The organism is Clostridium ganghwense (assembly GCF_026735165.1).
Lineage (GTDB): Bacteria > Bacillota > Clostridia > Clostridiales > Clostridiaceae > Clostridium_H > Clostridium_H ganghwense.
The window spans coordinates 242,835-265,216 of record NZ_JAPQES010000003.1; the positions used below are offsets into that span (position 1 = coordinate 242,835).

Genomic DNA, 22,382 nt, shown 5'->3' on the forward strand with positions numbered 1-22,382 from the left:
CTTCACTTTTATCTCTAAACTCTCAACTACAGCTTTCCTTACGCCTTCATAATATTAACTTTATCATGAATTAAGTATGAAGGATATTCAAATTCATACCATTTTTTTACTTTAGCCTTGTCCCCTAATAGTTTAAACTTTGGAGAATACTCTTTTGTAAAATCAATATCCGTAAGAGTATTAAATAAGAAAATTCCATCTGCTCCTGCTTCGTAAGCCTCATAAGCTCTTGCCAGATAATCTTCTGCAGTCAGATATTCATTTTTAGGTACGTAAATTCCTTGTTTAATTAACTCTTCAGTTTCTGGCGTTAAATCTTTTCCTTTAAGATTAGCTGAAACTCCAATATATAATTCAACCTTTGTTCCTTTTACCATATCTGCAAACTTATCTATATCATAAAAGTCCTCGTATCCTATAGATGAAGGAATTAATCTATCAATAAGCCCTTCTTTAGCCCAAGTTTCCACATCAAGACCATATGAAAGAGTATTAAGCCAAGGTACTCTTACAGATATTTTTTTATTAGGAATTTCCTTTCTAACTCTTCTTAAAAACTCATTCATAATTCTAATCTTTTGTTGTTGTGAAGCTTCTTTTCCCATAACTGTTGGATATCTACAAAAATCAAGCGTTATAGCTTCAACATTATCAACTCTTGAAACTTCCTTAAGTACATTCATTATATAATTTCTATATCTTGGGTAAAAATAGCTTAGTACATAACTGTCTTCCTGAGTACAATTCTTATATTGATCATACATCTTCCCATTTAAAAATTTTGTAGCGATATCACTATAAAATGAATTCATACGCATAGAAGCACTTACTCTTATTCCTTTTTCTTTTCCTCTCTCTGCAACAATTTCTAGAGGTGATTTTCCTGTATCTAATATATTAAGAATTTGTTTTCTTGCTAATTTATCTCCATCTCTGGTATATGAATCATATTTATGAGAACCTTCAAAAGCTTTTCCTGCATAAGCACTATTATAATTAAGGAATCCTGTAGTTCCTATTTCATAATTAACTTCACCAGTTCTTGCTCCCTTTAAAGAATCTACAGCTACATTTTTTAATTCATCAACACTTGGACACTTTCCCCAGAAGAAATCTGAAAATCCATCGTTATCATAAACTACCCTACTATATCTTCTATATTCATTATAGCTATTGTATAATTTAATTTGGTCATCTGTTAATCCAACTAATCTTATATATGCGATTCTCCCTTTTTTTCCTTCTACACCTTCAATAGAAATTGTCTCATCCTTAAAATCTGCTGCAAAGGCAAAAGCTTCATTAAGATACTCTACGCCCTTGACATATTCTATTCCATTTTTATCATCAAATACCTTAATGTTTTCTTCTTTACCTGCACCCTTTACTTTAATCTCTTCTGTACCTGTAACATAACCTATGTATACTCCAAACCAGCCATTAAGCTTTGTTTGAAGGTGTAATTCTTCTGCATTTTTAGTACTTTCTATATATATTTTATTAGAATTAAATTTATTTAAGGTATATACTGACGCTTTCCAATTTGTATAAACTACTTCCCTGCCATCTGCATCTGTAAGTTTGTTTACTTTATCATAAAAATATTCTTTTCCCTCTTCTGAAGTTATACTACTTCCTTCTTTTATTTTTACAGCATCTTCATATCTATCTACTTTTTTTATAGCAAATTTTATTTCTTTACTTTTTTTCATCTTATTATTTTTAGAAGACTGTATATCTTTTGCAATCTTTAATGTATAAATTTCTCCCTCAGTATATTGTTTTATTGGTGGCTTTACCAAAATAGCTTTACCATCCTTACTAAGTTGTAAACTAATATTAACCTTATATCCATTTTTATCAACTACACTAATTTGATTCCTTGTATTCTCATCTAATTTTACTTTTTTGCTAAAATTGATACTCCACACTTTATTTTTATCTACTACTTTAACATCATTAGTCTTTGCAGTAACAGCTTGTCCACCAAAACTTATTAACATTAAACTTAACATTAAAATTCCAACCAATTTTTTGTATATTATTCTAATCATTTTTTCCCCCTCTAGATGCATAATAATTCAAAGCGTTAATTTACATTCTTCTCTATTATAAACCATTACTCTGAAAAAAATCTATCTCTTTATATTAATTTATGACGAATTATATTATTTTTTCTATTTTTTATAAAAAAAATGAGAATTTTCCTTAAAGAAAATTCTCATTCACTACTAATTATATTAAATAAATTTCTAAACTTCTTCGTCTTTTTCTACTCCTATAATAGTAATATTTCTTAAATTCCAATCTCCTGTCAGATCATATACTTCACCATTTTCTAAAATCTTTACTACTGGACGTGTTGAGCATTCCTCATTATTTTCCATTACAATCGCCTTTTTTCCGGTACTCAGCTTTACTATTGTTCCTAAAGGATAAGGAGCTACTTTTCTTAAAAATAATTTAACTAGTTTAGGATCAAATATACTTCCATTATAAGCCATAATATATTCAATAGCGTCTGATGGAAGATATGCTTTTTTATTTGGCATCTCAGAAATCAAGTTATCATAAGCATCACAAAGACAAATTATTCTTCCAAAAAGAGATATATTTTCACCTTTTTTACCATCTGGATATCCTTTTCCATCATAGCGTTCATGATGCTGTAATATTCCTACATAAGATGTTACTGGAATATTGTAATACTTCTTTATATATCTATATCCTTTCTCTGCATGAGAGTTCATGATTTCTTTTTCTTTATCTGTTAAATTTTCTTGTCTATTAAGAATTGCTCTAGGTATAAATACCTTTCCAATATCATGTAGCATGGCTGAAGTTATTAATTTTTCTAACTTTACCTCATCTAAATTTAATGCTATTCCTATTACAGCAGATAAAACTCCCACATTAACTGAATGGCTGTATAAGAAGTCATCAAAGGACTTTATATCAATCATATTTATCATTATGCTTTTATTTGCTAATATTTGATCCATCATGTTTTTAGCCATAATTTCTACTAAATCTAAACTCTTAACTATACTGCTTGGATTATTATAAATGTCCTTTATGGTTTTAACTGCACCAACTCTAAGTTCTTCTGATATTACATTTTCAATTTTTATATTTTCAGATAAACTATCCTCTATATATACTCCATTGATTACAAGCTTATGTATATCCTCAATATACTTTTTTGTTAATACAACATCTTTAGCAAGTAAAACTATGCCACTTTTAGAATATACATTTCTTGCCAATTTCATTCCTTCACGCAAACAATTTGCTGGAACATATCTCATACGCACACCTACTTCTTGTTTTTATTAAAATTTAAATAATATATAATTTCAAATTTAAATTAATATAATTATATTATCGTATATGAATCACATAAGTATAGTGTTTTTGCATTGTAATTTTATGTAATACACTCCAATTACTAGTGACAACACTCAGTTACTAGTACCAATTGATAATAAAAGATACTTTGCTTTAGTAAATTTAATATATTTTAGCTTTGCAATAGCAAAGCACCTTTTACTCTCAGCTATTCATTCTTCATTTTCAACTATATAGAATCCTATTTATACTAGTAGCTAAAAACTTATTTTATTGAACTTATTAATATATACGTAAAAAATAACTATTTTGACCGGGTATTTGTGACTAATAATTAAATAATTTTTTTTACATCATACAAAGAGTTCAAAATTAACCAATTTTGTGGGAAATATTTTGTTATCGTCCAATAACTTATTCCTCCAAGTTTATATTTGTTAGCCGTTTCCAGCTTAGCTTTTATGCTCCGTGCATCTTCAAACCATACCTCATGCTGCTTTCCATTCATATCGTAGTACTCAAAAAATGGTGCTTGAGCTTTCCAGTCATATTGTATGATTGCACCTTCTTTGAATGCCAAATCCACAGCCTCAGTATTTGATACTGTCCTTGCCATTGTTCCCTTTACATAAGGTAATGACCAATCATATCCATAATTAGGTATACCCATAAATATTTTTTCTCTAGGTATAGCACTTATAGCATAGTTAAGTACTTTTACAACTTCATTTAATGGGGCAACCGCCATTGGTGGACTAAAAGTATATCCCCATTCATATGTCATTAGTATAACATGTTCTGCCAAAGCTCCATGAACAGGATAATCATGAGCTTCATATAATATACCTTTCTGATCTTGTGAGGTCTTAGGTGCCAAAGCAGTAGTTACTGAATATCCTAAGTCATTAAGTCTTTTCACAGTCTTTCTTAAAAAATTATTGTAATCTTCTCTGTTTTCAGGATATATATACTCAAAATCTATATCCAGTCCAAAATAATTTTTAGCCTTAAGAGTTTGAATTACATTATTCAATAAATTTTCTTGTGCAGTATCATTTGTAAGTATTGCTTTAGCTATGTCACTATTAAAGCCTTTTCCTTCTTCTATATTGGTAATTACCATAATCGGTGCAACATTAAACTCTCTTGCAGCTTCTATTAAAGGTATATCATCAATACTCTTTAAATTTCCGTCTTTCATTACTTGATAACTAAATATACTTAGATAAGTTAAATTAGGAAGAGTTTTTCTGAGGGTTTTCATATCAATTTCAGGAAATGAATATCCATTTACTTCTATGGTTCCAAATTTTTTTGTTCTTTCTGGAATGATTATGATTTGTCCTGCAGAAATTGCAGAAGGATTTGTTATCTCAGGATTAGCTTCTAATATATCTCTTATACTTAAACCATAATTACTAGCTATTTTGTAAATTGATTCACCAGTAGCTGCAGTATGCTTTCGTTCTCCCTCTATTATTACAAGACTTTGTCCTATTACTAGATGACGAGGATATTTTAATTCATTATCCTTTGCTATTTTATTAGGTGAAAGTCCATATATACGTGATATAGAATATAAACTTTCTCCTGGCCTTACTACATGAATAATCAAACATATCACCTCTTATCTATACTAATTTACTATATGCAAATTAATATAAATAAGACACTCTTATAACAGTTGAAAGCTAAAAAGTATAATTATTTATAAAATTTATTCAAAGATATTAATATCTCCACAACTTTGTACATATATTTCCTATATACAAATGTTAGATGTGAGGTGTTATTTATATTTATTGTAATAAAAAAATCTAAATTAATTTTAATATTTTTAAGTATTCTAGCTATAATATCTATGATATTTTTATATTACTTTTCTCATCCAACAAATACAAAATTTTTAGTAGATGCTTCAGATAAAGAAAAAATAGCTAATGAGGTAACAGAACTATTTCAAATTAGAAATAAAGCCATTCTTATGCAAGATTTAGAAGCAATAGACTACATATATGACAAAAATACTAAATATGGAACTTGGGCCTATAATCATGAAATAAAAAAAATGAAGTATTTGATTAATTGGTCTGAAAAACAAGGCGTAAAATTTGTAGATATCGTTCCTATGGTAGTGATAAGAAGTATTAAAGGCTCTAATAATTATTATTCTGTAAATCTTATCTGCTCTACAGAATACAAGTATGTATATGAAAATGAAGAGTTAGGTGATGGAAATAAAGTAAATATGTTTAGAATAGGTACAGCTCACTCTGTAAAATTAGCTAATAAAGATGGTATTTGGCAAATAACCAAAGAATGGTATACAGATCCCTTTGCTGACTCTCTAAATTTAGAAAATATAAAAGCTGATAGCATTAAAAAATATATTTTATCTCAACCTTATAGAGATTTTTCAAATCTAAGTAAAAGAAGAAGTTCTGCTGTGGCATATGCTGATAAATACTGTGGTATAGCCAGCGATGAAGAATTCGGCTTTAAATATAATAAAAAATATGGTGACTATAATCCACTTGGTGGCGATTGTGCTAATTTTGCTTCTCAAATATTATTTGAAGGCGGAAAATTCAAAAAAACCTCTACATGGAATTTTGATGGAGGAGGTGGCAGTAAAGCTTGGTTAAATGCCAATGCCTTCAAAGATTTTATGATAAATAATGGTAGAGCCTCTTTAATAGCTCGAGGCACCTATGAGAAAGTATACAAAGCAGCTTATAAACTTAAACCGGGAGATTTTGTTGCCTATGAAAAGAATGGTAAGGTTGTTCATATCTCTACGGTAACTGGAGCAGATTCAAAAGGATATTCTTTAGTAAATTGTCATAACACTGATAGATATAGAGTTCCTTGGGACCTTGGCTGGAGTAATAGGAAAATTAAATTTTGGTTAGTTCATGTACACTATTAAATAATGTTGCAAAGCAATATTATTCTAGTAACCAGTACCCATATACCAGTAACCAATAAAGTAAGTTTTACTAACACAAAACCTAAATTCAACTAAAAAAAGTAAGAACATAGAGATTTTCTATATTCTTGCTCTTTTTTATGCTTCTTTTTATTCTCTTTTCTTATTCACCATCCTCCAGAGGAACCACCGCCGCCGCTGTCTCCTCCTCCGAAGCCACCGAAGCCGCCTCCTGAACCACCGCCTCTGCCGCCGCGTCCTCCACCAAAGAAGGAATTCCAAAATAACATTTCAAGAATAAATCTTATAATTCTTCCTCTATTAAATATTACATCTAAGAAAACCAATCCCATTATTATATAAATAGGAATAGAATTTCCTTGTGTATTTCTTGCTTTTCCATAATTTAAATCTATTTGGTTATTTTTTTCTAATGTTACTCCATATTCCTTAGCTATATTATCTACAAAAACAGAATAGGCATTCTTTAGTCCCACTCCAAAGTTATTTTTCTTAAATGCAGGTACAGCAACATCCTGCATAACTCTATTAGTTAAAATATCGGGTATCGCACCTTCAAGTCCTCTCCCTACTTCTACTGACCATGATCTTTCCTCCATAGCCATCAAAATTAACAAACCATTATCTTTGTCTTTTTGCCCTATTCCCCATTTTCTAAAAAGCTTAATTCCATAGTCTCTAATTTCATTTCCTTCTAATGAATTTACAACAACAATAACAGCTTGTGCGCCTGTTTTATCTTCTAGTTCTTTTCCCACCGATACTATATATTCTTTTGCTTCATTATCTAATATTCCAACATAATCATTGACATACTTTAAACTTGTAGGTGCTGGATATACTGTTTCAGCCTCTATTTTCTGAAAGGGAATTAATAATGTAAGTAGTACAAATATAGCAATTAAAAAGTTACTAAATTTCTCTTTTAAATTTTTCATTTTTTAGCCCCCTTCTTTTTTAAGGTTGCCAGATTATCAGAGTACCAAATGAATTATTTAGTAAAATCAACTTTTGGTACATCTTTAGCTCCTTCTGCAGCTTTATAATAATCTTTAGATTCAAATCTAAAAATACCTGCAATTATTGAATTAGGAAACTTTCTGATTGTAGTATTGTAAGTATCAACCATTTTGTTATAATCCTGCCTTGATATATTAATTCTATTTTCAGTTCCTTCCAGAGCCACTGTTAAATCTTTAAAATTTGCACTAGATTTCAAATCTGGATATCTTTCTACCACTACTAGTAATCTAGATAAAGCTGAAGATAGTTCACTGTCTGCATTAGCTTTTTCACTAACTGTCTGAGCTCCACCAAGCTTTGCTCTAGCATTTGCAATGTCAGTAAATATCTCTTTTTCTTGTGCTGCATATCCTTTAACGGTACTTACAAGGTTAGGAATCAAATCACTTCTTCTTTGTAACTGAGTGTCTATATTAGATTCTGCTCTTTTAACCTTTTGATCTAAGCTAACCATTGTATTGTAGCTTCCTATTATAGGTACTGTTATTACCAATATCACAGCAATAACTATCAGTACTGTTTTAAGTGTTTTATTCATTTTCTTACCTCCAACAAATTACATTCATAATAATATTATTATCAGCACTGCCCAATTAATACACTTACTTTAAATTTATTGATTAAACTGTTTCAAGAACAAAGGTATATATTGCTATAAAGACGTTTCACTTCACTAAGAAAGTCTAATTTATTTTCTTAGATATATGCTGAAAAACATAAACTCGCTATTGCTCAAACATATGTCTTTCTTTACGCATATATCACGAAAATAAATAAGACTTTCTAAAGTTTGTTCAAATGCCTTTTACACAATATATACTTTTTTAGGATACTTAAGGTTGGAAATTATAAAATTTCAAACAATATTTTATACTACCACTAAAAGTTATCCACAAGTTTAAAATTTTATAATTTCCTACAGCAAAATAAAAGAATGTTGCGACGCAACATTCTTATAAGTATAGTCTAGTTCCTATTCTTCTATCGTATTGTGACCACGTATTAGGTTCTGTAATCTGTTTAACCTGCCATATCTTATTAAGAACAGCATCTACACTATCTGCAAGGTTAAGAATAAATGACTCCTCTAAGCTAGCAGCTTTAGGTGAACCAAATTCTACTTTACCATGGTGCTGTACAATACATCCCTTCATTCTGCTTTTAAACTCCTCGCTGTATATATCTCCACCAGCCTGAAAAGCTTCTTCTAACATAGTTATACCTATAACTATGTGTCCTTCCATATCTCCTCTTAATGTTACATCAAAAGGACCATTTGTAAAATATTCTTCTATTTTTCCAATATCATGAAGCTTTGCTGCAAGAATAGCAATTTCTTTATTTCTACAATCATACCTATACGCAAGAGTTTTTGTTATATACATTACATTTAAAGTATGTTCCGCAAGTCCACCTATATAATTATGATGCTGTCTAAGTCCTCCAATACCCTTTTTGAACTTATCTACAAACTCTTTATTTCCGAAGAAATATTCATTTAAAGCTCTGCTTTCTTCACTTTTAAATTCTTCATCTGATATTTTTTTAATTTCTTCCATAATATCTTTTATATCAGCATCAACTGTAGGAAGAAAATCTTCTATTTCATATTCTTCTTCCTTTGTAAATTCCTCAATTACTGATAGCCTGCTATCAAAACGAACCTTAGCATTAATTACATCCCCAACCTTTAAAGTATCCTCAATATTCCTAATAGATGCTTTAATATCTCCTGTCTTATCTCCAATATAGGCAATAATATTTTCCCCTTCTCTGTCTAATATCTTCATTATCATAAAACTTATTTCTATAGTTTGGTTTTCTTCTAAATCAATAGACTTTAAATCTTCTGTAAACATATTTTTCATAGTTATCGCCTCACTATTTCATATCAAGATATATGATTATTTTTCACCAAACTATTTTTTTTATCCCTAAGCTTTTGAAACAGTAAATACACTTCCTACTGCTATACAAGAATAAAATGTAATAATTCTCCAAAGAAGTATGGCTGGCATTATGGTACTCTGCTTAAAAAATAAGCTAAAAAGTAAATAAAATCCACCTTCCGAACCTCCTGATGCTCCAGGAAGAGGTATAACAGCTACAATCATATTTAAAAATGTTTCGGCAGCAACCATGTTCCAAAAACTTGCTGAATTCATATTAAAACCCCTATAAATAAAATAAGGGATAATAAAATATGATGTTAATTGAACAAAGGTAAGAACTGAGCACTTAACCAAGATTTCAAAATTCTTACTCATTTCAACTGCATTTTTATGAAAATTAGATAATTCGCCTTCTATCTTTATTAAATTTCCCTTCACATCTTTAACCAAACGAATTTTATTTAAAAATGTAAATATACCTTTTAAAATAGACTTTGTCATTTTTTTGTTAACAGAAGCTATTAATAAAAATAAAATTACTCCTGTGTTTATTATGAACCCTATAATGGATATGTAAAAAAAATTGGGTAAATTTTCTTGAAAAAAAGTAAATTTTAAAATAATTGCAATAAGAGAATATATAGTTAATACCCCTTGATATACAATCAATTTCATAGTCAAAATAGAACTAGCAGACCCTCCATTAATACCTCTTTTCATCATAAAATATAATTGGGCTGGTTGTCCTCCAGAAGCAAAAGGAGTAACTGAATTAAAAAATTGTCCTACCATAGTTATTTTTAAAGACTCTCTAAGTTTCTGCCTCAAATTTAGTGATTGTATAAAAATATTCAGTACAATACTCTCAATTATCCAATACATGAGCATACAAAAAACTGCTAGTAAAATCCACATATAATTTAAATTTTTTAATTGACTAATTAAATGCTCAAGTCCCTTTGAAAATATAACAAATCCCAAAAGTATTGCAGTAGATAATACAATTATTGTTGTATTAAAAAGTTTATTCTTCATTTCGTTGCTTACACCTCTTAATTATTTATAAACTCCTATCTCTATCTATTTCTTTAAATCCATTTTTAAACCAATACTGCAATGATTTATAAATAGCTTTATCCTCTCCATCTTCTCTTGAATATGTCTTTAAGCTTTTATATCTATTTATAGACATTGATAGATAATTTACAGCATATTGAGTAATATTATTTATAGAAACAGCAGGTCTAATTACCTCTTCCCCCTTTTTGCACTTAGCTGAATCTGATACGGTAAAAAATTTTCTACAATTAAAGGGTCTTACTTCATATATAGAACACGAATTATCCTCTTTTAGAAAAATACAAGGTATGTTTTTCTTACTGTAATCTGCAATTACCTTATCCTTATTTTCTTCATTTAATACATCTTTATATGAAGGAACTTCATTTATAGTAGCTTCAATCTTCTTTTCAAGCTCCATAATCTTCTCTTCACTAAAATTTTTCACAACGTATTCTCGAACAAGTTCTGCTTCAACTGCTGTACAGTCCATGTATATATGGCAGCAGTGACTACATCCCTTGCTACAAGGAGCATACTTAGTGAATTGTTTCATTCCTTCTTCTTCCATACTATATAGTTTCTTTAAAATTTCTTTTCCCTTTGTAACACTAATCCCACCATCTGCAATTTGCGAAAGAAGAAGTTGAGATATTTCATCATATTTTCTGCTGCTCTCAGTATAGTCAAATATTATTTCTCTATCTTCATAATTTTCCCCCAAAATTCTGTATTCATGTTTTTTATCTCTACAGCAGTTTTTAAACTTTAAACCACTGCCACAAACACACTTATCATTTGGATTTATTTTAATTTGTTTTTCAACATTAGTCATTCTATTTTTCATGTCCTCACTCCCACTCATTTCTATTCACATTATTATATCACACCTATTTTTTAGGTTGCTAGTTTGCCCGGAACCAGTAAGTAATAGTTAAATTTTCATTTCTTTTAATGAATAAAGTATTACTAATAGATTGTATATAAACTCACGATAAGTAAATACTAATTCTAGGGTGATGTTGATGGTTAACAATAACATTGAAGAAAAAATTAATTTTATTCTAAATGAAGTGGGACTCAAAAATCCTTTAGTTGTAAAAAAATTTTTTATTGGAAAAAAGAATCCTTTATTAGCTTCTCTTATCTACATAGATGACTTAACTAACAAAACTATAATTAATAGAGATATTCTAACTCCATTGATGTTTAAAATAGAAGAAGAGTTACTTATAGAAAAAGCTACTATAGATTACATATGTAGAAAATACATTCCTATGAGTAATACTATTATTAAAACTGACCTTAACACGGCTGTAGATTCTATAAAAATAGGTAAAACAGTCATTTTAATAGACGGACTTGAAGATTTTATAATTACAGACACTGTAGGTGGAGAACACCGAAGTATATCCGACCCATTGAATGAATCGGCCATAAGAGGTTCTAGAGAAGGCTTTGTTGAAAATGTCAAAACTAATATAAGTATATTAAGGCGAAAAATAAAAGACCAAAATTTATCTCAAGAAACTTATAAGATAGGAAGACGTTCTCAAACTGATTTAGTTCTTCTGTATATTGATGATATTGTTGATAAGGATGTTTTAGAAGAAGTGCGCAGCAGAATTAAAGCTATTGATATTGACTCAATTAATGATACAGGTATGCTTGGACAATACATAGAAGATCACCCTTATTCTCCTTTTCCACAAGTTTATGGAACAGAAAGACCCGATATTGTAAAAGCCAACTTAATGGAAGGGAAAATAGCTTTTTTGTTGAATGGGACCCCTCATGTCATTACAGCTCCCGCTACATTTGTAGAATTTTTCCAAGGAGTTGAGGATTATCATGAAAGAACCTTAGTGTCTTCTTTTTCTAGAATTCTTAGACTTCTATCAGTTTTAATAATAATAACCTTATCACCTATATATTTAACTCTGATAAACTACAATGTAGAACTAATACCAATTAAGTTTATAACACCTATTATTGAATCAAGAAAAGGTATAGCTTTACCTCCATTTCTTGAAATATTGTCCATGGAGGTAGTAGTAGAGTTTTTAAGAGAAGGTGGACTTAGGTTACCACCTAAAGTAGCTGGGACCTTAAGTATAGTTGGAGGTATTATTATAGGAAATACAGCAGTTGACTCTAAAGTTGTAAGTCCTACTACCTTATTAGTGGTAGGTATATCCGTTGTTTCTACCTTTTTAATACCTAATTATGAAATGTCTTTAAGCATAAGATTTTTAAGATTTCCTATGCTTGTTCTAGCCAATGCTATGGGATTTTTAGGCTTAGCAGCTGGTTTGTTCTTCTTATTAATTCTTCTTTCATACATGAAAAGCTTTGGGATATCCTATTTTTCAATAAAAAGCAGCGATTTAAAAGATATATTTATAAGAGCACCTTTATGGTATATGAATAAAACTCCTGAAGCAGTACCAAGTAATAATCCTGTTCGCCAAACAGATTTTAGAAAAAAATTATGGAGGAAAAGAAAAAAGAATGAATAAATCAGAGACTGAATTTTTAACAACTAATCAGATCACTGCCTTATTGGTAGGATTTACTGTTGGTCCAGGATTATTGAGATCTCCTAACGTACTTGTAAAGATTGCTAAGCAAGATGCATGGATTTCTTCTATTATAGGTCTAATTTATCCAGCTTATATTCTTCTTGTAAGTAATTATATTATAAAAAAATATCCTAAAGATAATATCTTAAGTTTGAGTAGGCGGTGTTTTGGTAATACATTAGGTACTCTCTTAAATTTTATCTTTATATGTCAGTGGACTCTTTATGCTGCAACTATAACATCAGATTTAATTAAAATATCTAGAATTTACTTTGTAAGTTTTTTAACTCCCCTAAAAGTTGCCCTTGCTATAGTTACTATAACCTTTTGTGCAGCTTATACCCAAATAAAATCTTTAGGAAAAATAAATGAAGTATGTATGTATCTCTTAACAGTTATAATGCTTTTTTCAATAGCTTCATTAAAATACGGAAATATATTGAATGTTCAACCAATATTTAATACCAGCTTAAAGGATATGCTAAGGGCGAGTATACTATCTGTATATTATTATGCAGGTTTTGAATGTTTACTTTTAATTCATCCCTTTGCCCAAAACACTAATGAAATAAAAAAAGCAAGTATGCAAGCTTTATTTATTTCTGGATTAATATGGGTATGGATTGCTTTTATAACAATCTATTATCTAGGCATAGATATAATTCCCAAAAGTCATTGGTCTTTTATATTAGTTTTTGAAAGTATTAATATCCCCGTAATCAATAATTTTAGATATGTATTTATGTTTGTCTGGAGTTTTATAGTATTTAGAATAACATCTAATTTTTGCTTTATTACATACTTTTTTCTAAACATGATAACAAAAATAGATATAAAAAAAATACTAATTTTTCTATATCCATTAATATTAATTTTATCCTTACAATTTTTAAATACAGCATTGTACCAAAAGGTATTAAAGGTTATTTCTCCAGCCTTTACTTTATTTAATATTATATATATCTCTTTTATAGCCTTATCCATATTGGTTAAAAACAAAAATACTGTACTTTACAAAAGCTAGTATTAATCACCGATAATTATTGTAAAATAAATTCAGGAGGAAAAAATGAATTACAAGAAATTTTTAGTTATTTTATTTTTCTGTCTAGGAATATATATTTTTTATACTCGTGGTATAAATTTTGTTCCTGCAGAGGAACTTGCAATACCATCTACTATTGGCTTTGATATTACTCAAGAAGATTCTGGAGAAATAAAGTTCAGCATACCTATTGCAGTATATAATTTCACTGGTGAAGCAACGCCTTCCACGCTTATACAAACAGGTGTAGGTAAAACCATAGGTGACACTAGGGAAGACCGTCAGGCAAAAGCTGATCTCAAATTTATATTAGGTCTTGAAAAAATAATTATTTGGGGAGAAGCTGCAGCCCAATATGGATTAGAACCTGAAATTGATATATTATTTGCCAATCCTAATGTAAATGATACAGGACTTAATGCAGTGTGCAAAGGAGATGCTATGGATATACTTAAGTCTAATGTTGAAGGATATCCTAATCCTGGTGATTATCTATCAAATGTAATAAAACATGCTACTGAATTTAATTTTTTTTCAGATAACTATAAATTAATGGATATATATGTAAGGATAGGTGCAGAAGGAAGATCCTTAGTTCTTCCTTACATAGAAATAAAAGATAAAAAGCCTGCAATTACTGGAATAGCTCTCTTTGTCAAAGATAAAATGGTAAAAAAAATAGGTATGAAAGAAGCAAAAATCTTAAATCTTCTAAAAGTAGATAATGTTAAAGGGATACTTTCATTGGGTGATAATTCAAAAGAATATATAGATTATTATGCAACTTCTAAGAAAAAAGTTAAGTGTGAAAAAGTTAAAGATAAATATACCTTTTATATTGATTTATCTTTAACAGGAGATATAACAAATAATAATTTATATGAAGATATAGCTAATAATCCTGATATGGCAAAAAAATTTGAAGGCAATATGAATAAAAAAGTAGAACAAATGTGCTATGAATTTATTGATAAAATGCAAAATGAATATAAAATTGACTGTCTTGGTCTTGGAAGAGTAGCAGCAGCAAAATACGGAAGACATACGGGTACTGATTGGAATAAAGCAGTGTCCGAAGCTGATATAGTAGTTAAGGTAAAAACTAAAATAGATAGATTTGGTAGAGGAGATTATTAAAGACCAGCCAATTAGCTGGTCTTATTTAGCATATGAATAGCTTCTCCTTGCAATCCCATAACACTTTCATAAAAAGCTTCTGATAAGGTTGGATGTGCATGAATTACCTCTTTTATATCCTCTACCTTCATCTTTTTACTTACAGCAAGTGCTCCTTCATGAATGAGATCAGAGGCATGAGGTCCCATAATATGAACACCTATAATCCTATTATCATCCTTTCTTCCTATAACCTTTACCATTCCCTCCTCTTCCCCAAGAGCAAGAGCTTTACCATTTGCACCAAAGCTAAACTTGCTAACCTTATAATCTATTTTCTTTAATTTTGCTTCCTCCTCAGTAATACCTATAGAAGCAATTTCAGGGAAGACAAAAATGCAGCTTGGTATCAAATTATTTTTTTTCTGGCTTCTTACCCCCATTATGTTTTCTACAGCAGCTATTCCCTGATGTGCCGCTGCATGAGCCAACATGCATTTTCCATTTACATCTCCTATAGCATAAATACCTTTAACATTGGTTTCAAAATTAGAATCTACTTTTATACCTTCTCTTGTAAACTCTACTTCTGTCTTTTCTAAATTCAAACCTTCAGTTAGAGGAATGCGCCCTACAGATATTAATACTGTATCTCCTTTAAACTGAAGTTTACCCTTTTTCCCTTCAGCATAGACTATAAGTTCCTCATTACTTTTTTCTATTTTGCAAACCTTTGTAGAAATATTAATTTTTATACCTTTCTTTTTAGCTAAAATGGAAAACCTTTTGCTTATTTCCCTATCAACTGAAGATAAAATATTAGGTAAAGCTTCTATTACACTAACCTTTGCTCCCATAGAGTTAAATATAGCTGCAAACTCCATACCAATAACTCCACCCCCAATTATAATTAAGTCTTTTGGTATTTTAGTTAAGTTTAAGATTTCTTCACTTTTCATTACTTCCGATAAATATGCTCCTTCTATAGGTAATGATGTAGCTTTAGAACCTGTAGCTATAATTATATTTTTAGTAGAAATTTTTATTTCTTCTCCCTTTTTATTCTTTACCAATACAGTATTTCTATCTAATATTGATGCTGTTCCTTCTATCACTTCTACTCCATTTCTCTTTAAAAGTAGTTCCACTCCACTTACCAATTTATCCACAATACCTTGCTTTCTTTTCATAATTTTATCTACATTTATTTTATATTCGTGAATATTTATTCCAAATTTTTCAGTATTCTTTAAAGTATTAAGTATCTCTGCATTTCTGTATAATGCCTTTGTTGGTATGCACCCTCTATTTAAACAAGTACCTCCTAATCTATCCTTTTCAATTAAACATACCCTTCCTCCCAATTGAGCTGCTCGTATGGCTGCTGTATATCCTCCTGGACCTCCACCAATTACAACAATATCCTTATCCATTTTTCTCACTCCATTTCAAAATAGGTTTTCTTGCAGCTTTAACCTCATCAAGCCTTTTTACAGGAGTAGAATGTGGTGCCTCTATTAAAAGCTCAGGACTCTTTTCTTCTTCTTTTGCTATTTCTTTCATAGCCTCAATAAATCTATCTAAGGTTTCTAAGCTTTCTGTTTCTGTAGGTTCTATCATAATTGCATTATCTATTATTAATGGAAAATATATTGTTGGTGGGTGGTACCCATAGTCAAGAAGTCGTTTTGCAACATGTACAGTAGATATTCCTCTGTTTTTTGTCTTCAATCCTGACAACACAAATTCATGTTTACATACTTCATCAATAGGAAGTTTATAATATTTTTTCAAGTTATTTTTTAGATAATTAGCATTAAGTACAGCAATTTCACTAGCTTTTTTAAGTCCTTCTGCTCCCATAGTAAGAATATATGAATAAGCCTTTATCATAACACCAAAGTTGCCATAAAAATTCTTAACTTTACCTATAGATTTTTGTATATCATAATTAAAAAAATACCTATCTTCTTTTTTATCCACAACAGGCACCGGAAGAAAATCTTCTAACTTTTTCTTTACTCCTACAGGCCCACATCCAGGACCGCCGCCTCCATGAGGCGTTGAAAAGGTCTTATGAATATTTAAATGAACCACATCAAAACCCATATCTCCTGGTCTTGCTATACCCATAATGGCATTTAAATTTGCACCATCATAATAAAGTAATCCTCCTGTTTCATGAACAAGTTTAGAAATTTCCTTTATATCTTTTTCAAATAATCCTAATGTATTTGGATTAGTCAGCATAAGTCCTGCTACTTCATCATCCAAAGCTGCTTTAAGACTTTCTAAATCTACTTTTCCTTCCCTATTTGACTTTATCTCTACAACCTGAAATCCAGCCTGCTTGGCACTGGCAGGATTAGTTCCATGAGCAGCATCAGGAATAATTATCTTTTTTCTTTTATAATCTCCTTTACTTTCATGATAAGCTTTTATAAGCATAAGTCCTGTCAGTTCTCCATGCGCACCAGCTGCAGGATGTAGAACTACCTTATCCATTCCAGTGATTTCTTCTAATTTATGACTAAGCTCATACATTAATTCTAAAGCTCCCTGTACAGTCTCCTCTCTCTGATAAGGGTGAAGATTTATAAATTTTGAAATACCCGCCATATCTTCATTTATTTTAGGATTATATTTCATGGTACAGGAACCAAGAGGATAAAAACCTGTATCCACACCATAATTTTTATTCGATAAAGCTGTATAATGTCTTACTACATCTACTTCACAAACCTCTGGAAGCTGTAAGTCTGTTTCACGTAAAAATTCTTCACCTATAATTTCTTTAAGTTCAGTATGGGGCACATCATTTTTAGGTAATGTATAAGCTTTTCTGCCTTTCTTTGAAATTTCAAAAATTAATTTATCATATTCCATTACTGCACCCCCTTGAAAATCCTAGCCAAAGTATCTATTTCTTCTTTTGTCCTTTTTTCTGTTACACATAATAATAAGGAATTATTAAGAGAATAATCTCTTCTTAAGTCATAACCTCCAATAATTCCTTTATTTAAGAGTTCCCTATTTATCCTTCCTGCAGCAACCTCACTTGTTACTGCAAATTCCTTGAAGAAAGGTTTATCAAATAAGGGCTTAAATTTTCCTTTCTTAGTAATCTCTTTAAAAGCATAGTGAGCTTTTTGAGTACACTGCAATGCAACCTCTTTAATTCCTTCTTTACCCATGGTTGAAAAATATACAGCTGCTGCTAGAGCATTTAAAGCTTCATTGGAGCATATATTTGAAGTGGCTTTTTCTCTTCTGATGTGTTGTTCTCTAGTCTGCAAAGTTAACACAAAACCTCTTTTTCCTTCAATATCTTCTGTCTGTCCTACAATTCTTCCTGGAATTTTGCGCATAAGCTTGGAAGTTACCGCCATAAATCCAATGTATGGGCCTCCAAAACTCAGAGTACTGCCTAAAGACTGACCTTCTCCTACAGCAATATCAGCTCCAATTTCTCCTGGAGTTTTTAATATACCTAGAGAGATCGGATCTACACTCATAATTAAAAGTGAATTATTTTTGTGAGTTATTTTTTCAATCTCTGTAAAATCCTCAATTATTCCAAAGAAATTAGGATTTTGAACAATTACTCCAGCAGTATTCTTATCTACTGCCTTTTCTAATTTTTCTATATCTGTAACACCATCTAAATAATCAATTTCTATTACTTCTATCCCCTTAAATCTCATATAAGTATTAATAATTTTTCTGGTCTCTGGGTGAACAGTTTTAGATACAACTATTGAACCCCTATTTCTCTTCTCTCTAACAGCCAGCATAGCTGCTTCAGCTGCTGCAGTGCCTCCATCATATATAGAAGCGTTAGATACATCCATACCTGTAAGATTACATATCATTGTTTCGTATTCAAATATTGACTGAAGAGTTCCCTGACTTATTTCCGGTTGATAGGGAGTATAGGCTGTATAAAATTCTGACCTGGAAGTTATATGCTTTATTACTGAGGGTATATAATGATCATAAGCTCCTGCCCCTAAAAAACATACTAATTCATCCAAACTCTTATTTTTATTAGAAAGCTTTTTCATATATTTTGAAAGTTCTAATTCTGACATAGGATTTCCAATATTCAATTCTCCTTTTAAACGAATATCCTGTGGAATATCAGTAAATAAATCTTCTATAGAATCTACACCAATACTTTTAAGCATTTTTTCTTGTTCTAAAACATTTGGTATATAGGGAAACATTATCATTCCTCCCTGCTGGAAAATTCTTTATACTCTTCAGCATTCATAAGCTCATCTATTTGTGACTCGTCATATAACTCTACCTTTACCATCCAATTTTTATAGGCATTATTATTTACAAGTTCAGGCTCATCTACTATATCTTCATTTATTTCTAAAACCTTACCATCTACAGGAATATAAATATCCGATGCAGCCTTTACCGATTCAACTACACCCAAAGTATCACCAGCTGTAAACTCTGTCTCCTCTTCTGGAAGGTCAACATATACTATATCTCCTAAAGCCTGCTGTGCATAATCTGTAATTCCAATATAAGCCTCATGTCCATCAACTTTTATCCATTCATGATCTTCTGTGTAATATAAATTTTTTAATACTTTCATTGTTTATCCCCCTCTATTTTTTATGATTTTTATTATAAAATTTTTTCTTTATTATCTTTGCTCTAACTCGCTTCTTTCTTATGATTACCTCAATTTCTGTACCAAGTTTGGTATATTTTGTATCAAGAATAGCATGACCAATGCTTTTCTTTAATGTAGGTGAAAAATACCCTGTAGTTACAAATCCTATTTCTTCATCATTCTTTATAATAGAATAACCATGTCTTGGAATTCCCCTTCCTATCATTTCAAAACCTACAATTCTTCTCTTTACTCCATCTTTATTCTGCATAACTAAAGCATTTTTTCCTATAAAACTAGCTTTATTAAGCTTTACAAAATAGCCCAAGCCTGCTTCTAAAGGAGTAATATCCTCTGAAAGCTCATTCCCGTACAACGGAAGAGCAGCTTCAAATCTCAGGGTATCTCTACATCCAAGACCTGCTGGTTTAATCCCATCTTCTTTTCCAGTTTCTAATATTTTATTCCACAGCCTTTCTGAATTTTCAGTCCCAGTATATATTTCAAAGCCATCCTCTCCTGTATACCCGGTTCTTGAAACTAAGCATTTAACACCATCTATCATTACATTTTTGTTGAAGCGAAAAAATTTTATATCTGAAAGCTTGAAAGGCGTTAGTTTTTGAAGAATTTTTTCACTTGTAGGTCCCTGTAGTGCCAACTGTGCAATCTTATGAGAAATATTGTTGATTTCCACATTAAAATTATCTTTATTGCTGCAAACCCATAAATAGTCCTTGTCCACATTACTTGCATTTACCACAAGAAGGTAATGTTTATCTGAAAACTTATATACCAAAAGGTCATCTGCCACTCCTCCGTCATTAAAGCACATTAAAGTATATAAAATTTCATTATCTTTTAGTACAGAAACATCATTAGTAATTAAGTTTTGTAAAAAACTAAAAGCATCTTCACCTTTTATCTCTATCTCTCCCATATGTGATACATCAAAAAGGCCTGCTGCATTTCTTACTGCCTCATGTTCTTTTATAATACCTTCAAACTGAACCGGTAGCGCCCATCCAGTAAAATTAATAATTTTTCCTCCATATTTTTGATAAGCATTAAACAAAGGCGTTCTTTTTAAAAATTCCATTTTAACTCCCCTTTTCAATATCTTCTTTGTACTATGAATATTTATTTAGGTATAAGAAAAGACCAGCTATTTTGCTGGTCTTTGTTAAAATCTACTATATTCAATTACAATATCAAATAAATATAATATTAATATGCTACATTTCCAACAACAGTTAAACCTCTTCTTTCACCATAAAATATTTGAGTTACTGATGAATAACCTGTAAAGTATCCACATACTTCAATATAATCATCTTTATTAATGTGAGTAAAATCTCCTGTCATAAATAAATCTATTAAATAACCTTCATCAGAAAGTATATATATCCTACCTACATTTTTTTGTCCATTAAGAATAGAATAAGGATTACTCGCTGATAATTCTTCAATATTAATAACAGTACCACTTATTCTCAAATCTGTACCTATATATTTAGTAGGTGATTTATGTACTTCTTTTACCATAATATTTTGACTATGATCAAATATATAATCTGGTGATATTTTTTGTAATTTTCTTATTGCAATAGGTGTATTAAGATTTACATCCGCATCTACACTCAACTTGTTCCAAATTACTTTACTTTCTTTATCTTTTTCCTGCTTATCTTTTTTCTTATTAAAAATACTTGTAAATTTTGATAAAATACTTCCTTTATTATTACTAGCATTTTCTTCACTTTGTGTTGGAACTTCTATTTTTCCTTCTTCAATTTTTTTATCTCTTTCGTTTAAAGCGGCTATTTGTGCTGCTGCCATTTCTTCGCCCTTTTCTTTTATCTGTACTATATCTTTGCTAACAGCATCCTTCATTTCTGAAAATTTAGATACTTTAATCTCACTTTTTACAAGTTGAGACTTACTCAAATCACTAATTCCTACTTTTTCATTAATACCCTTTACAGTATATATATTATTATACTCTCTAGTTTCTTCTTTCCCATCTGTATAGTATATATTTATCTTTTCATTAACCTTAGCCGAATATTCATTTTTGTTTAATTCCTTTATTTCTGCTAACTCATAACCTAATAGATTTATCTTCTTTATGTTTTGAGATTTCTTCTCAATATTTTCTTTTTTACTATTATAAAAATTACTTTCAGTTAATATGTATTTTTCAACCTTTTTAAAATCTTTACCATTAACAGCTTTAACATTTGCCTTCTCATAATCCTTTATTAATTTTTTTACTGTGGCTTCATCCAGACTTTTCATATTATTTAATCGTTCTCTTTCAGCTTCCTTAACGGCTTTTTCCTTCATTGCTTGCTGCTTCTGCAATTCTTTATACTGAGGTGATTCAAATTTTGAAAGTCCTCCTATTGCACTACTTAATAGAATGACAGTAACGCAATACCCTAAAATATTATATAAAACCTTTCTTTTTTTGAACAATGGTAGCTTGTTCCTAATATTTGCTACATTAGTAATAAGTAAAAATGGAATAATAAAAAGTATTAAATATTCAATTATACCTAAAATCCTGTCTCCTACAGTTACTCCTGTTGGCGTAAAAATTCCACTGATCATTATAATATACCCTATAACTGCAATGAACATTTTCCACCTTTTTCCCGTCCTAAATCCTGGAATGTGTTTCAATATTCGACTTAACATTACATAACCTCCTTATATTCCCTAAAATTATACT

General features: G+C 30.1%; 18 protein-coding genes. 4 read left to right on the forward strand and 14 right to left on the reverse strand.

The genetic code is table 11. The features are described 5' to 3' along the window. Positions 1–38: 38 nt before the first annotated feature. The 3 genes from OXH55_RS10265 to OXH55_RS10275 all read right to left on the reverse strand — a co-directional run bounded on the left by OXH55_RS10265 (position 39) and on the right by OXH55_RS10275 (position 4,963). Positions 39–2,054 carry a glycoside hydrolase family protein gene (locus tag OXH55_RS10265; RefSeq protein ID WP_268049848.1) on the reverse strand — a complete coding sequence of 672 codons (2,016 nt, stop codon included), beginning with the start codon at positions 2,052–2,054 and terminating at the stop codon, positions 39–41. 198 nt (positions 2,055–2,252) lie between these two features. Then, positions 2,253–3,308 (reverse strand): HD-GYP domain-containing protein, encoded by a 1,056-nt coding sequence (locus OXH55_RS10270; RefSeq protein ID WP_268049849.1) that lies wholly within the window; start codon positions 3,306–3,308, stop codon positions 2,253–2,255. Positions 3,309–3,682: 374 nt separating this feature from the next. Then, positions 3,683–4,963 (reverse strand): LysM peptidoglycan-binding domain-containing protein, encoded by a 1,281-nt coding sequence (locus tag OXH55_RS10275; protein WP_268049850.1) that lies wholly within the window; start codon positions 4,961–4,963, stop codon positions 3,683–3,685. Positions 4,964–5,209: 246 nt separating this feature from the next. On the opposite strand from OXH55_RS10275, the gene OXH55_RS10280 reads away from it, so the two are divergent. Further along, positions 5,210–6,277 (forward strand): amidase domain-containing protein, encoded by a 1,068-nt coding sequence (locus OXH55_RS10280; RefSeq protein ID WP_268049851.1) that lies wholly within the window; start codon positions 5,210–5,212, stop codon positions 6,275–6,277. A gap of 167 nt (positions 6,278–6,444) precedes the next feature. Here the strand turns inward: OXH55_RS10280 and OXH55_RS10285 are convergent, their stop codons facing one another. From OXH55_RS10285 to OXH55_RS10305, 5 genes are all read right to left on the reverse strand, one after another. Beyond that, positions 6,445–7,236, reverse strand: a complete 792-nt coding sequence (locus OXH55_RS10285; RefSeq protein WP_268049852.1) for a TPM domain-containing protein — start codon at positions 7,234–7,236, stop codon at positions 6,445–6,447. A gap of 53 nt (positions 7,237–7,289) precedes the next feature. Then, a complete protein-coding gene (locus OXH55_RS10290) occupies positions 7,290–7,859 on the reverse strand; it encodes a LemA family protein (RefSeq protein WP_268049853.1) in 570 nt (189 codons plus the stop codon). A 415-nt stretch (positions 7,860–8,274) separates the two neighbouring features. Beyond that, positions 8,275–9,189 (reverse strand): HD domain-containing protein, encoded by a 915-nt coding sequence (locus tag OXH55_RS10295; protein ID WP_268049854.1) that lies wholly within the window; start codon positions 9,187–9,189, stop codon positions 8,275–8,277. Positions 9,190–9,255: 66 nt separating this feature from the next. Next, on the reverse strand, positions 9,256–10,248 hold the full coding sequence (locus OXH55_RS10300; protein ID WP_268049855.1) for a lysylphosphatidylglycerol synthase transmembrane domain-containing protein: 993 nt from the start codon (positions 10,246–10,248) through the stop codon (positions 9,256–9,258). Between the two features lie 25 nt (positions 10,249–10,273). Continuing rightward, positions 10,274–11,119, reverse strand: a complete 846-nt coding sequence (locus tag OXH55_RS10305; RefSeq protein WP_268049856.1) for an SEC-C metal-binding domain-containing protein — start codon at positions 11,117–11,119, stop codon at positions 10,274–10,276. Positions 11,120–11,297: 178 nt separating this feature from the next. Between OXH55_RS10305 and OXH55_RS10310 the strand changes: the two genes are divergently transcribed. From OXH55_RS10310 to OXH55_RS10320, 3 genes are read left to right on the forward strand one after another with little or no spacing between them, the layout of a single operon-like run. Then, the gene (locus tag OXH55_RS10310) at positions 11,298–12,791 is read left to right on the forward strand and encodes a spore germination protein (RefSeq protein WP_268049857.1); all 1,494 of its coding nucleotides are present in this window, start codon (positions 11,298–11,300) and stop codon (positions 12,789–12,791) included. Next, positions 12,784–13,878, forward strand: coding sequence for a GerAB/ArcD/ProY family transporter (locus OXH55_RS10315; protein WP_268049858.1), 1,095 nt, complete (start codon positions 12,784–12,786; stop codon positions 13,876–13,878). The genes OXH55_RS10310 and OXH55_RS10315 overlap by 8 nt, the downstream gene beginning before the upstream one ends. A 45-nt stretch (positions 13,879–13,923) precedes the next feature. Next, positions 13,924–15,036, forward strand: a complete 1,113-nt coding sequence (locus OXH55_RS10320) for a Ger(x)C family spore germination protein (protein WP_268049859.1) — start codon at positions 13,924–13,926, stop codon at positions 15,034–15,036. 11 nt (positions 15,037–15,047) lie between these two features. Here OXH55_RS10320 and lpdA read toward each other — a convergent pair whose 3' ends face one another. The 6 genes from lpdA to OXH55_RS10350 form a co-directional block, all read right to left on the reverse strand. Continuing rightward, positions 15,048–16,448, reverse strand: coding sequence for a dihydrolipoyl dehydrogenase (lpdA, locus tag OXH55_RS10325; protein ID WP_268049860.1), 1,401 nt, complete (start codon positions 16,446–16,448; stop codon positions 15,048–15,050). Then, a complete protein-coding gene (gene gcvPB, locus OXH55_RS10330; protein ID WP_268049861.1) occupies positions 16,441–17,901 on the reverse strand; it encodes an aminomethyl-transferring glycine dehydrogenase subunit GcvPB in 1,461 nt (486 codons plus the stop codon). Before gcvPB ends, lpdA begins: the two co-directional genes overlap by 8 nt. Then, entirely contained in the window at positions 17,901–19,241 is a 1,341-nt protein-coding gene (gene gcvPA, locus OXH55_RS10335) for an aminomethyl-transferring glycine dehydrogenase subunit GcvPA (protein WP_272509025.1), read from the reverse strand. The genes gcvPB and gcvPA overlap by 1 nt, the downstream gene beginning before the upstream one ends. Positions 19,242–19,243: 2 nt before the next feature. Further along, positions 19,244–19,627, reverse strand: coding sequence for a glycine cleavage system protein GcvH (gene gcvH, locus OXH55_RS10340; protein WP_268049862.1), 384 nt, complete (start codon positions 19,625–19,627; stop codon positions 19,244–19,246). 13 nt (positions 19,628–19,640) lie between these two features. Further along, positions 19,641–20,747: a glycine cleavage system aminomethyltransferase GcvT gene (gcvT, locus tag OXH55_RS10345; protein ID WP_268049863.1), complete on the reverse strand. Its 1,107-nt coding sequence runs from the start codon at positions 20,745–20,747 to the stop codon at positions 19,641–19,643. 128 nt (positions 20,748–20,875) lie between these two features. Further along, complete coding sequence (locus OXH55_RS10350; RefSeq protein WP_268049864.1) at positions 20,876–22,348, reverse strand: TcaA NTF2-like domain-containing protein; 1,473 nt, start codon at positions 22,346–22,348, stop codon at positions 20,876–20,878. Positions 22,349–22,382: the final 34 nt, after the last annotated feature.

Excerpts from the sequence above, each read along its gene's own strand:
- OXH55_RS10265 (WP_268049848.1), bottom strand. The coding sequence starts at position 2,054 with ATGATTAGAATAATATACAAAAAATTGGTTGGAATTTTAATGTTAAGT.
- OXH55_RS10270 (WP_268049849.1), bottom strand. The coding sequence starts at position 3,308 with ATGAGATATGTTCCAGCAAATTGTTTGCGTGAAGGAATGAAATTGGCA.
- OXH55_RS10280 (WP_268049851.1), top strand. The coding sequence starts at position 5,210 with ATGATATTTTTATATTACTTTTCTCATCCAACAAATACAAAATTTTTA.
- OXH55_RS10285 (WP_268049852.1), bottom strand. The coding sequence starts at position 7,236 with ATGAAAAATTTAAAAGAGAAATTTAGTAACTTTTTAATTGCTATATTT.
- OXH55_RS10290 (WP_268049853.1), bottom strand. The coding sequence starts at position 7,859 with ATGAATAAAACACTTAAAACAGTACTGATAGTTATTGCTGTGATATTG.
- OXH55_RS10295 (WP_268049854.1), bottom strand. The coding sequence starts at position 9,189 with ATGAAAAATATGTTTACAGAAGATTTAAAGTCTATTGATTTAGAAGAA.
- OXH55_RS10300 (WP_268049855.1), bottom strand. The coding sequence starts at position 10,248 with ATGAAGAATAAACTTTTTAATACAACAATAATTGTATTATCTACTGCA.
- OXH55_RS10305 (WP_268049856.1), bottom strand. The coding sequence starts at position 11,119 with ATGAAAAATAGAATGACTAATGTTGAAAAACAAATTAAAATAAATCCA.
- OXH55_RS10310 (WP_268049857.1), top strand. The coding sequence starts at position 11,298 with ATGGTTAACAATAACATTGAAGAAAAAATTAATTTTATTCTAAATGAA.
- OXH55_RS10315 (WP_268049858.1), top strand. The coding sequence starts at position 12,784 with ATGAATAAATCAGAGACTGAATTTTTAACAACTAATCAGATCACTGCC.
- OXH55_RS10320 (WP_268049859.1), top strand. The coding sequence starts at position 13,924 with ATGAATTACAAGAAATTTTTAGTTATTTTATTTTTCTGTCTAGGAATA.
- lpdA (WP_268049860.1), bottom strand. The coding sequence starts at position 16,448 with ATGGATAAGGATATTGTTGTAATTGGTGGAGGTCCAGGAGGATATACA.
- gcvPB (WP_268049861.1), bottom strand. The coding sequence starts at position 17,901 with ATGGAATATGATAAATTAATTTTTGAAATTTCAAAGAAAGGCAGAAAA.
- gcvPA (WP_272509025.1), bottom strand. The coding sequence starts at position 19,241 with ATGTTTCCCTATATACCAAATGTTTTAGAACAAGAAAAAATGCTTAAA.
- gcvH (WP_268049862.1), bottom strand. The coding sequence starts at position 19,627 with ATGAAAGTATTAAAAAATTTATATTACACAGAAGATCATGAATGGATA.
- gcvT (WP_268049863.1), bottom strand. The coding sequence starts at position 20,747 with ATGGAATTTTTAAAAAGAACGCCTTTGTTTAATGCTTATCAAAAATAT.
- OXH55_RS10350 (WP_268049864.1), bottom strand. The coding sequence starts at position 22,348 with ATGTTAAGTCGAATATTGAAACACATTCCAGGATTTAGGACGGGAAAA.